The following is an 11,408-nucleotide window of genomic DNA, read 5'->3' as shown; positions in this document are numbered from 1 at the left end:
TGGAAGTTTCGTGAAAGTGCCCCCGGGCGACGGGCTCAGCCGGAGATGCGGGCAGACCGCGCCTCACATGCGCCTCGTCTGCGGCTGCGCCGACCGGTGGCGCAGCCTCGCGGGACGGGCGGGCAGATGAGGGATACTGCAGGCGTCAACACCCAGGAACCGCCCGTGACCACCCCGTTGAGAATGACCATCGCGACGGTGGCGGACACCGATACCCTGTTCCGGTTGCTGCAGCTGTACTACTTCGAAGCGTCGGCCTGGAGCGGCGAAGAGATTCAACCCGACGGTCTGTACGACTGCGCGCGGAGCGACGTGGAAGCCACGCTCAACGCGCAACCGGCGTGGGCGCAACTGCTTTGGCGGGATGACACGCTGTGCGGCTTTGTGCTGGTGGACGACGTCGCGTTCCAGGGCCAACCGATACGCGAACTGGCCGACCTGTTCGTCTCGCCCGCACACCGCGGCAACGGCATCGCGGCCGCCGTCGTTGCGGCGCTGGTGACGCCGCAGAGCGGGCCGTGGCTGCTGGCCACCTGGCGCAAGGATCTGCAGGCGAAGGCGTTCTGGCAGCGGAACCTGCCGAAGATGGGCGTGGAGGTCGAGATACCGTCAGACGACAACGCATCGGACTTCGACATGTGCCTGATACGGCGCATGCACTGATGCCAGGATATCCGCACACGCGCTTCGCAGCAGGCGAGGCGAATCCGCTGCAGACCGATTTGCACCCAACAAAAAAGCCCCCGTTTCCGGAGGCTTTTTCGGCTGAATCATGGTGGGCGGTGCAGGGTTCGAACCTGCGACCCTTGCCGTGTGAAGGCAATGCTCTACCGCTGAGCTAACCGCCCGATGCTGCTGAGCCGCTCATTATAGGGCGGCAAATTTTCACGTCAACGGTTTTCCTGAAATTTCTTCACATCGTGTGCGTGGGCTTGTCCGAGGTGAGGATGCCGGCCAGCAGCGTCTCGATCTTGTGCCGTACCGCCTCGCCTTCGGTGCCTTCGGCAAGCTGTACGCCGATGCCGGCGGCGCGGTTGCCCTGCGCACCGGCCGGGGTCACCCAGATCACCTTGCCGGCCACCGGCAGGCGTTCGCTGGAGTCCGGCAGGGTCAGCAGCAGGAACACCTCGTCGCCGAGAAAGTAACGCTTGGGCGTGGGCACGAAGATGCCGCCGTTCTTCACGAACGGCATGTATGCGCTGTACAGCGCGGCCTTGTCCTTCACGGCCAGGGACAGGATGCCCTGGCGGGCGTTGGTGGCGCTCATGCTCTAGTTCCCCTTGGGTGCCGCTCGTTGACCTTGTTCCAGGCCAACAACAATTCCACCACCGCCAGATCGGCGCGCACGGTGGTGCGCAGCAGATCGCGGGTTCGGTTGGCGGCGTCGAACCACGACGCCAGCTTGTGCAATCGGTCCGGATCGGTCAAGCCGCCGCCTGCCGCCTGGGCCAGCGCGAGGTCGGCGGCATGGCGCAGGCGCAGCGCACCGTGCTCGTCGCCGGTCCAGCGCTGGGCCAGTTCCACCGCGCCGGCGCGGCCGGCCACCAGCGATTCCAGATCGGTGGCCACCTGGCGGCGCAGCGCCAGGCCATCCTCGCGCAGCCAGTCATCGGCCAGGCCGGGATGGCCGCGTGCGGCGTCGAGGGCTTCGCGCGCACTGGCGTCGCTGTGGCCCTGCGCCTGCAGCCACGCCAGCGCTTCCTCGCGCGGCGGCAGCTTGAACTCCAGCCGCTGGCAGCGGCTGCGTACGGTCGCCGGCAGGCGCGCCGGGTCGCTGCTGATCAGCCAGAGGTAGCGGCCGGGCTGCGGCTCTTCGAGGGTCTTGAGCAGCGCGTTGCAGGCGGCGCGATTGATCGCATCGGCCGGATCGACGATCACTACCTGGGCAATGCCGTACTGTGGGGTCAGCGCCAGCTTCTGCGAGATCTCGCGCACCTGCTCGATCACGATCTCGGTGCGCAGCTTGTCGCCGGACTTGTTGGGAATGAACGAGATCAGCTGCAGGTCCGGGTGGGTACCGGCGGCAATCAGCTGTGCGCTGCGCTTGGCCGCGGCCGGTTCGCCACGCCCGAGCACGTGCTCGGCAAGGCGCAGCGCAACCGCACGCTTGCCCAGCCCGGCCGGGCCGCAGATGAGCAGCCCGTGGCCAAGGCGGCCGGCATCCAGCGCCGCCACGGTCTGGTCGTAGGCGCGCTGCTGCCAGGGCGAGAAGGTGTCAGTCATGGGCAGGCTCCTGTGCCAGCCACGCGTCCACCGCGGCCACCACCGACCGCGCCACGCCGGACTGGTCCTGGCCGGCGTCGATCAGGCGGAAACGCGCGGGGTCATGGCTGGCGCGCTGGCGGAACACCGCACGCACCCGCTGGAAGAAATCGTCCTGCTCGCTCTCGATGCGGTCCGGCCACAGGTCGCGGCCATTGGCGCGGGCGCGGCCGACGGCCACGTCCACATCGAGCAGCAGGGTCAGCCCCGGCAGCAGGCCGACGGCCCGGCGCTCGAGGTCGGCGATCCAGGCCGGGTCCAGGCCGCGTCCGCCACCCTGGTAGGCGTAGCTGGAATCGGTGAAGCGGTCGCTGATGACGTAGCCGCCACGTTGCAGGGCTGGCTGGATCACCTCGCGCACATGCTGGGCGCGCGCAGCAAACACCAGCAGCAGCTCGGCTTCGGCCGACAGCGGCTCTGCGGCGATCTCTGCATCGGGGGTGAGCACCAGCGCGCGGATGCGCTCGGCCAGCGGTGTGCCACCGGGCTCGCGGGTGAGCAGCACATCGTGACCACGCGCGTGCAACGCATCGCGGAGGGCATTGATGGCGGTGGTCTTGCCCGCGCCTTCGCCGCCCTCCAGGCTGATCAGGCGCGGGTGGCGCAGCAGCGAGGTAGTCATTGCGGTGCCGCCTGGCTGCGCTGCTGGCGCAGCTGCTGCAGGTACCGCGCAACCGCCGCGTTGTGGTCGGTGTAGTTGGCCGAGAACACATGCGCGCCGCTGCCGTCGCCGACCGCCACGAAGTACAGCGCGTCGCCTGCGGCGGGCTGCGCGGCCGCATGCAGGGCGTCGCGGCCGGGCATGGCGATCGGCGTCGGCGTGAGGCCGGCGCGGGTGTAGGTGTTGTACGGGGTATCGGTGGTGAGATCGCGCTTGCGGATGTTGCCGTCGTAGCTGCTGCCGATGCCGTAGATCACGGTCGGATCGGTCTGCAGGCGCATGCCGATCTTCAGGCGGCGCATGAACACGCCGGCGATCTGGGGGCGCTCGCTGGGCAGCGCGGTTTCCTTCTCGATGATCGAGGCGAGGATCAGCAGCTCATACGGCGAATTCAGCGGCAGGTCGTCGGCGCGGCTGTCCCAGGCGGCGGTCAGCTCCTTCTCCATTGCGGCATGGGCGCGCTTGAGCACGTCCAGGTCGCTGTCGCCGCGCTGGTAGACATAGGTCTCCGGCAGGAAGCGGCCTTCGGGGTGTTCGCCAGGGAAGCCCAGCGCCTTCATCAGCGCGGCGTCGTCCATGTCGTCGGTGGTGTGGCGCAGCGGATCGGCACGCTTGAGCGCGGCGCGCACCTGGCGGATGTTCCAGCCTTCGACGATGGTCAGCCGGTGCTGCAGCACGCGGCCCTGACGCATGCGGATGAGCAGTTCGCGCGGGGTGAGGCCGGCGTCGAGCGCGTACTCGCCCACCTTGAGCTTGCCGGCGGCATCGAGCTGGCGTGCCAGCAGCGTCCACTGGGTATCGTTGCCTTCGTCCACACCGGCAGCGCGCAGCTTGCCCAGCACCGTATTCAGGCCATCGCCGGAGGCGATCACCACGCTGGACTGGTCCGGGGTGATCGGCGCGTCGGCGAAGCGGCTCTGGTCGTGCCAGAACCAGGCACCCACCGCCGCCAGCACCAGCCCCCCCAGCAGCAGTACCGCCAGCACGGCCAGACATCCCCGTTTCGCACCCGCCATGTTCACCTCGTGTCGTTATTCAGTGCGCGGCACCGGCCAGCGGCCGGCACCCCGTCGGACAGCATACCGTGGCTCAGTCCTGCCGCCCCAGCGCACGCAGCAGGCCACGCGCCTTGGCACGGGTTTCGTCCAGTTCCTTGACCGGGTCCGAATCGACCACGATGCCGGCACCGGTGCGGAACACCGCCGTGTCGGCGGCCACTTCGGCGGTGCGGATCAGGATGTTCAGGTCCAGGTCGCCATCGCGGTTCAGCCAACCGAACGCGCCGGTGTAGGCGCCGCGTGCGGTCTGCTCCAGTTCGGCAATGATCTGCATGCAGCGCACCTTGGGGCAGCCGGTGATGGTGCCGCCGGGGAACGTGGCGGCGATCACCGCGCCGGGGCTGACATCCTGGCGCAGGCGACCACGCACGTTGCTGACGATGTGATGCACGTGGGCGTAGCTTTCCACCGTCATCAGCTCATCGACCTCGACGCTGCCGGGCGTGCAGATGCGGCCCAGGTCGTTGCGCTCCAGGTCGATCAGCATGACGTGCTCGGCACGCTCCTTGGGATGGCCGACCAGCTCCTGGATGCGTGCGGCATCGTCGTCGCCGGCGAAACGCGGGCGGGTGCCGGCGATCGGGCGGGTCTGCACGTCATCGCCATGCACCGAGACCAGGCGCTCGGGCGAGGAGCTGACCACCGCCCTGCCCTGCGCCATGAACAGGCCGGCGAACGGGGCCGGGTTGGCCACCCGCAGCTGGGCATACAGGGCCTGCGGCGAGAGCGGCTGGGCGAACTGTGCCGCCCAGCGCCGCGACAGGTTGACCTGGAACACGTCGCCGGCGCGGAGGTAATCGATGACGGTGCCGACACCGTCGGTGAAGCGTTCGGGGGCGTCCTCCGCCACGTCGGCCGGCGGCTGCCAGGCCGGCAGCGGCGCCAGCGTGGTCGATGCCTGCACGTCGGCCAGCAGGGTCGACAGCAGCGCGGCGTGGTCGGTTTCGCAGAGCGCGTGGTACTGGCCCAGCACGCGGTCGTGCAGCACGGCGGCCGGGCAGCGCAGGGCCAGTGCCGAAGGCAGGCCGTCAGCGCGCGCAGGCAGCCGCAGCACGGTTTCGATCTGCCCGGCCAGTTCGTAATCCAGCATCAGCGCCCAGCCGCCGCGGAACGGCAGCAGGGTATCTTCGCGGGGCAGGCGCAGGGCCGCCCAGTGCGCGTCCAGCGCTTCGAGGAAGCTGCCCGCCTGGGCCATGCCCTCAGCGTCGCGGACCACGCCGTCGGCGTGCAGCGCCAGCGACTGGCCGTTGGCCATCAGCAGCAGGTCCCACCGGCCCTGGGCGGTGCCCGACGCGGTGGATTCCATCAGCAGCGGATAGCGCGACGGGGCCACGCGCTGCAGCGCGAGCAGGTCGGTGGTGGCGGGCAACGGCTGGATCTGGAGCATGGCAGGGAACCGGAAAGGAGCGCGGGGGCCAGATACACCAAGGCCGCCATGATGGCGGCCCGGGTGCGGGGTACGACGGCGCGTGGATCAGACGCGCTTGAACACCAGCGTGCCGTTGGTACCGCCGAAGCCGAAGCCGTTGGACATGACCACATCCACCTTCTGTTCGCGCGCCACGTTGGGCACGTAATCCAGGTCGCAGCCTTCGCCCGGCTGCTGCAGGTTGATGGTCGGCGGGATGATGTTGTCGCGCAGCGCCAGCACCGAGAAGATCGCCTCGACACCACCGGCGGCACCGAGCAGGTGGCCGGTCATCGACTTGGTCGAGCTGACCATCATCTTGTAGGCGTGGTCGCCGAACGCGGTCTTCATGGCCATCGTTTCGCCGAGGTCACCCAGCGGGGTGGAGGTGCCGTGCGCGTTGAGGTAGCCCACCTGGTCCGGGGTCACACCGGCGTCCTTGAGGGCCATCGTCATGCAGCGCGCGGCGCCTTCGCCGTTCTCGCTCGGCGCGGTCATGTGGTACGCATCGGAACTGGCGCCGAAACCGGCCAGCTCGGCATAGATGCGCGCGCCACGCGCCTTGGCGTGTTCGTACTCTTCCAGGATCAGGATGCCGGCGCCGTCGCCCAGCACGAAACCGTCACGGTCCTTGTCCCACGGACGCGAGGCTTCGGCCGGCGCGTCGTTGCGGGTGCTCATGGCCTTCATCGCGCAGAAGCCGCCCAGGGCGGTCGGCGAGGAGCCGCGCTCGGCGCCACCCACCACCATCACGTCCGCATCGCCGTACTGGATCATGCGCATGGCGGTGCCGATGGAGTGGTTGGACGTGGCGCAGGCCGACACCGCCGAGAACGACGGGCCTTTCAGGCCGGTGATGATGCTGAGCTGGCCCGGCAGCATGTTGATGATGGTCTTGGGCACGTAGAAGGGCGAGATCTTCTTGCCCTCATGGAACTCGATGGTCTGTTCCTCGATGCCCAGCAGACCGCCGATGCCGGCGCCGACGATGGCGCCGATGCGCTCGGCATTGGCATCGGTGATGTCCAGGCCCGCATCGTGCAGGGCCATGAACGAGGCACCGAGGCCGTAATGGATGAACGGGTCCATCTTCCTGGCATCCTTGCCGCTGACCCGGAATTTGCCGAACTGTTCGTTGTCGGCGGTGATGTCGAAGTCCTTGACCTCACCTGCGATCTTGGTGGTGAAACGGTCCAGGTAGGACTGCGAAACGTTGGTCAGCGGACCGATGCCGGAACGGCCTTCGGTGATGCCCTTCCAACTGGTGGCCATATCATTGCCCAACGGCGAGACCATGCCCATGCCGGTAACGACGACGCGACGCTTCATTGCAGATTCTCCTGACCCGGGTGTTGCGGGTATCACGCGGTGTAACGCTCAAATGCACAGGGCCGCATGTGCGGCCCCATGAGTTTGCCGCACGCGGTCGCGGCGATTGCCACGGCCGCGCGCAAGCCGCCTGACATCAAGCCTTGACGTGGGCGTTGATGTAGTCGATCGCAGCCTGGACGGTGCTGATCTTTTCGGCTTCTTCGTCCGGGATTTCGCACTCGAACTCTTCTTCCAGCGCCATCACCAGTTCAACGGTGTCCAGCGAGTCAGCGCCCAGGTCATCGACGAACGATGCGCTGTTGGTGACTTCTTCTTCCTTGACGCCAAGCTGTTCGACGACGATTTTCTTGACGCGTTCTTCGATGGTGCTCATTGGATATCGCTCCAGATGGAGTAGTGGTTCAAAAATGACGCCATCCGGTGATGGATGACCGTGGGATAGTGTAGTGGAAACCAGCGACGCCTTGCATCGCTGCAAAACATCTTTCAGATCAACCACTTGCGGCGCGATCCATGCGCCACATGCTTACGGCATGTACATGCCGCCGTTCACATGGAGGGTTTCGCCGGTGATGTAGCTGGCCGAGGGACCGGCCAGGAACGCCACCGCATTGGCGATGTCGGACGGTTCGCCGAGGCGTTCCAGGGCGATCGACTTGACCAGGCCGGTGCGCTGTTCTTCCGGCAGGGCCTTGGTCATGTCGGTATCGATGAAGCCCGGCGCCACCACGTTGACGGTGATGCCGCGCGAACCGATTTCCTTGGCCAGCGACTTGGAGAAGGCAATGATGCCCGCCTTGGCCGCCGCATAGTTGGCCTGGCCGGCGTTGCCGGTCACGCCGATCACCGAGGCGATATTGATGATGCGGCCCTTGCGCGCCTTCATCATGCCGCGGATGACGGCCTTGGAGGTGCGGAACACGCTGGTGAGGTTGGTGTCGAGGATGGCCTGCCAGTCCTCGTCCTTCATGCGCAGCAGCAGGTTGTCGCGGGTGATGCCGGCATTGTTGACCAGGATGGTGATGGCACCAAACTCCTTGGCGATGCCGTCGAGCACGGCATCCAGCGCGGCCGCGTCGGTAACGTTCAGCGCGCGGCCGTGGCCACCCACGGCGGCCAGGCGTTCGCCGATGGCGGCAGCGCCGGTGTCGGTGGTGGCGGTGCCGATGACGGTCGCGCCCTGCGCGGCCAGTGCGTCGGCGATCGCCGCGCCGATGCCACGGCTGGCGCCGGTCACCAGTGCGATTTCACCCTGAAGGGGCTTGCTCATCTGTGTTTCCTCGGACGGGACCGGTCCGCAGCGCAGGCACAGGGCCATGCCGTTGCGGAGGCGGTCGAAAGATCAGGCGGCCCAGGTCTCGCGGGCGGCTTCAAAATCAGCGGGCGTGGACAGTGTGCGCGCGTCCAGCGATTTGTCGATGCGCTTGATCAATCCGGTCAGGACCTTGCCCGGACCGCACTCGGCCACGCGGGTGACGCCACGGGCGGCCAGCGCCTGCACGCAACCGGTCCACTGCACCGGCAGGTACAGCTGCTGGACCAGCGCCTGGCGGATCGCATCGATGCCGTCGTGAATGCGGGCATCCACGTTCTGCACCACCGGCAGCGCCGGGGCGTGCCAGTCCAGGCCGGCCATCGTTTCGGCCAGGCGGTTGGCGGCTTCGCGCATCAGCGGGGTGTGCGAGGGGACGCTGACGGCCAGTTTGACCGCCTTGCGCACGCCCTTCTCGGCCAGCAGCGCCAGCGCGCGGTCAACCGCGGCGGCATCGCCACCGATCACGATCTGGCCGGGCGAGTTGTAGTTGGCCGGAACCACGACCTGGCTGCCGGCGGCCTGCTCGCAGACCTCCAGCACCAGCGCATCCTCGGCACCGAGCACGGCGGCCATCGCGCCAACGCCGGTGGGCGCGGCATCCTGCATCAGCTGGCCACGCAGGCGCACCAGGTGGGCGCCATCACGCAGCGACAGTGCGCCCGCCGCCACCAGGGCGGTGTACTCGCCCAGGCTGTGGCCGGCCAGCACCGCCGGCTGGGCACCGCCCACGGCATTCCAGACGCGCCACACGCCAATGCTGGCGGCCAGCAGGGCCGGCTGGGTGTATTCGGTGCGGTTGAGCATTTCCTCGGGACCGCCCTGCGACAGCGCCCACAGGTCCACGCCGGCACCCTCGGACGCTTCGCTGAACGCCTCACGCACCTGGGGGTGCAGTTCGGCCAGTTCGGCGAGCATGCCCACGGACTGCGAGCCCTGGCCTGGGAACACGAAAGCGAGATTGGAATCGGTCACGCGGTCATCCGCCTGCAAAAATCGAACGGCAAATGATAAGGGGGAACACCGCCCTCCGTCTGTACTGCCGCGTATTGAGGGGGCTGGGCACGGCGTGTGCAACCCCTTCAAGCGAACGGCAACAGCACCTGCGCTGCACGGTCCCTGATGAGGACCGCGACGAGTGGGAGTGTGGGACACGCCGTGAATACGTCCGTGTAGGCTCGTAGAAAACATCCATGTTTTCTACGGTCCCACACCCCCACTCGCCCCGGTCCCCGCACGGTGCGTCGGTGCGCATGGAACGGGCAGAAGCGGGTGCAGCGGGCTGGCGTGGCACAGCGAACGCTGTGTGCGTTGACGTGGATTGCCCATGCGCGCCGGCCAACTGTCGGCGGTGCGGCGTGCGTGGGTTCACGGGACCCTTCGCCGCATGGATGCGGCGATGGAGCCTACAGGGACGTACTTGCGGCGTGTCCCGGGAAGTCACGCACGTCGCACCGAACCCTCGACACACAAGCAACCAGCGCCTTCGATCACACCAGCAACTGCAGAATGTCCAGGTCGCCGTCGGAGAAGAAGTCGAAACAGATCACGGCCAGCATCAGCACGCCCAACGTGGTGGCGCCGTGCACGATCAGGATCGCATGGGCCAGGGCGCGGGCCGAGCGGCCCATTTTCAGGCTGGCGCGGGCCAGACCGCGCAGGCGGCCGGAGACTTCGTGCGCGTGCGCCAGGACCGGTGCCTCGGCACCGTCCATTGCATCGGCCATCAGCTGCTGCAGCCGCTGCGGGCGGTCCTCGTAGTACTTGGCCACGCCATAGCCGAACATCAGCCAGTCGCGCGCCTGGGCCTGGGCAAGGTCCATCACTTCCAGCGGGTCTTCCTCGAAATCGATGAAGCCCACCTGCTGCCCGTCCCAGGTCAGGTTGCGCGGCAGCGGCTGGCCGAAATAGGCGCCATTGCGGTGCGCCGAGGCGATCGCCTGCATCGCCACCGACACCAGTCGATCGCGGCCCGCTTCATCGGCCTGGCGCAGGCAGGTATTGAACGAGCTGCCGTTGTCGCCCAGCACCAGTGCGGCGTGACCGCTGCCGATCACCGGCGGCACATTCACCCCCTGGTCCTTCAACTCGGCCAAGCGGCGGGCTTCGGTTTCGCGGGCGGCATCGCCGCCCCGGTGCGGCGGCGGACGCAGGGCGTCCAGCTGGAACCGCCGCGCGATGAAGTTGAGCAGGCCCAGGGCCACTACCCGACTTCCTTCGCCGTACTGCTTCAGCCAGGCGCGTTGCCCTTCAATGACGATGGGCTCAACCATGACGGATCTCCTGAAATGCTTACGGCCCCGAATGGGGCCGTAACGACTGCATCACGTTGTCGTAACGTGCGCTATCAATAGCGCAGCAGTGCGGAACCCCAGGTGAAGCCGCCGCCGAAGGCTTCCAACAGCAGGAGCTGGCCGCGCTCGACGCGCCCGGAGCGGATCGCCACATCCAGCGCCATCGGCACCGAGGCGGACGAGGTATTGCCGTGCTTGTCCACGGTCACCACCACCTGCTCCATCGACATCTCCAACCGCTTGGCGGTGGCTTCGATGATGCGCAGGTTGGCCTGGTGCGGGATCAGCCAGTCCAGGTCTGCCTTGGTCAGGCCATTGGCATCCAGGGTTTCGTCCACGACCGAGTCCAGCGCCTTGACGGCGTACTTGAACACGTCGTTGCCCTTCATCAGGATCGCGCCGCGGGCATTCTCGCCCTCGCCGAAACCGGCCGACACGCCGACCGGATTCCACAGCAGCTCTTTCTTGCTGCCATCCGAATGCAGGTGGGTGCTGAGGATGCCGGTGTCTTCGTCGGCCTTGAGCACGACCGCGCCGGCGCCATCGCCGAACAGCACGCAGGTGGTGCGCTCGGTCCAGTCGACGATCCGGGTCAGGGTTTCCGCACCGATGACCAGCACATGGCGTGCATCACCGGAACGGATGAATTTGTCGGCCACGCTCAACGCGAACACGAAGCCCGAACAGGCGGCGTTGACGTCGAAGGCGGGGCAACCGGTCGCACCGAGCTTGGCCTGGATCAGGCACGCGGTGGACGGGAAGATCAGATCCGGGGTGGTCGTACCCACCACGATCATGTCCAGCTGCGAAGCGTCGATACCGGCCGCTTCCAGCGCACGCACCGCGGCGTGGTAGCCGAGGTCGCTGGTGGTTTCCGTTTCTGCGGCGATATGCCGCTCACGGATACCGGTGCGCGATTGGATCCACTCATCGCTGGTGTCGACCATTTTCTCCAGATCCTGGTTGGTCAACACTTTTTCGGGCAAATAGCTACCAGTGCCCGCGATCCTCGAGTAGATCCGCTTGCTCATTGCATATCCTGTAGCACGATCGTCAACAGCGACGATCGGGAAGAATGGGG

The 11,408-nt window shown here is 67.3% G+C and carries 12 protein-coding genes and 1 tRNA gene; 1 reads left to right on the top strand and 12 read right to left on the bottom strand.

Translation table 11 applies throughout. The features are described 5' to 3' along the window. Positions 1 to 126 precede the first annotated feature (126 nt). The gene (locus tag ACLB90_RS14410; protein WP_411850099.1) at positions 127 to 663 is read left to right on the top strand and encodes a GNAT family N-acetyltransferase; all 537 of its coding nucleotides are present in this window, start codon (positions 127 to 129) and stop codon (positions 661 to 663) included. 110 nt (positions 664 to 773) lie between these two features. Here ACLB90_RS14410 and ACLB90_RS14405 read toward each other — a convergent pair. The 12 genes from ACLB90_RS14405 to ACLB90_RS14350 form a co-directional block, all read right to left on the bottom strand. Next, a tRNA-Val gene (locus ACLB90_RS14405) sits at positions 774 to 848 on the bottom strand. A 65-nt stretch (positions 849 to 913) separates the two neighbouring features. Next, on the bottom strand, positions 914 to 1,267 hold the full coding sequence (locus ACLB90_RS14400; RefSeq protein ID WP_411850098.1) for a PilZ domain-containing protein: 354 nt from the start codon (positions 1,265 to 1,267) through the stop codon (positions 914 to 916). Beyond that, a complete protein-coding gene (locus ACLB90_RS14395) occupies positions 1,264 to 2,223 on the bottom strand; it encodes a DNA polymerase III subunit delta' (RefSeq protein WP_136005615.1) in 960 nt (319 codons plus the stop codon). Before ACLB90_RS14395 ends, ACLB90_RS14400 begins: the two co-directional genes overlap by 4 nt. Next, complete coding sequence (gene tmk / locus ACLB90_RS14390; RefSeq protein WP_411850097.1) at positions 2,216 to 2,884, bottom strand: dTMP kinase; 669 nt, start codon at positions 2,882 to 2,884, stop codon at positions 2,216 to 2,218. Before tmk ends, ACLB90_RS14395 begins: the two co-directional genes overlap by 8 nt. Beyond that, a complete protein-coding gene (gene mltG, locus ACLB90_RS14385) occupies positions 2,881 to 3,939 on the bottom strand; it encodes an endolytic transglycosylase MltG (RefSeq protein ID WP_411850096.1) in 1,059 nt (352 codons plus the stop codon). The genes tmk and mltG overlap by 4 nt, the downstream gene beginning before the upstream one ends. A 73-nt stretch (positions 3,940 to 4,012) precedes the next feature. Beyond that, entirely contained in the window at positions 4,013 to 5,368 is a 1,356-nt protein-coding gene (locus ACLB90_RS14380; protein ID WP_411850095.1) for an aminodeoxychorismate synthase component I, read from the bottom strand. A gap of 87 nt (positions 5,369 to 5,455) precedes the next feature. Beyond that, positions 5,456 to 6,718 carry a beta-ketoacyl-ACP synthase II gene (gene fabF / locus ACLB90_RS14375; protein ID WP_411850094.1) on the bottom strand — a complete coding sequence of 421 codons (1,263 nt, stop codon included), beginning with the start codon at positions 6,716 to 6,718 and terminating at the stop codon, positions 5,456 to 5,458. Between the two features lie 136 nt (positions 6,719 to 6,854). After that, entirely contained in the window at positions 6,855 to 7,094 is a 240-nt protein-coding gene (gene acpP, locus ACLB90_RS14370) for an acyl carrier protein (RefSeq protein WP_017357544.1), read from the bottom strand. A 153-nt stretch (positions 7,095 to 7,247) separates the two neighbouring features. Continuing rightward, positions 7,248 to 7,991, bottom strand: a complete 744-nt coding sequence (gene fabG / locus ACLB90_RS14365) for a 3-oxoacyl-ACP reductase FabG (RefSeq protein WP_411850093.1) — start codon at positions 7,989 to 7,991, stop codon at positions 7,248 to 7,250. Between the two features lie 72 nt (positions 7,992 to 8,063). Continuing rightward, positions 8,064 to 9,008, bottom strand: a complete 945-nt coding sequence (fabD, locus tag ACLB90_RS14360; RefSeq protein ID WP_411850092.1) for an ACP S-malonyltransferase — start codon at positions 9,006 to 9,008, stop codon at positions 8,064 to 8,066. A 515-nt stretch (positions 9,009 to 9,523) separates the two neighbouring features. Beyond that, on the bottom strand, positions 9,524 to 10,306 hold the full coding sequence (locus ACLB90_RS14355) for a serine/threonine protein phosphatase (RefSeq protein WP_411850091.1): 783 nt from the start codon (positions 10,304 to 10,306) through the stop codon (positions 9,524 to 9,526). A gap of 74 nt (positions 10,307 to 10,380) precedes the next feature. Further along, positions 10,381 to 11,358 (bottom strand): beta-ketoacyl-ACP synthase III, encoded by a 978-nt coding sequence (locus ACLB90_RS14350; protein WP_411850090.1) that lies wholly within the window; start codon positions 11,356 to 11,358, stop codon positions 10,381 to 10,383. Positions 11,359 to 11,408 lie beyond the last annotated feature (50 nt).

Origin of the sequence: Stenotrophomonas sp. LGBM10 (assembly GCF_046736075.1) — a bacterium.
GTDB lineage: Bacteria > Pseudomonadota > Gammaproteobacteria > Xanthomonadales > Xanthomonadaceae > Stenotrophomonas.
This window is presented reverse-complemented; position numbering and strand designations above follow the sequence as displayed.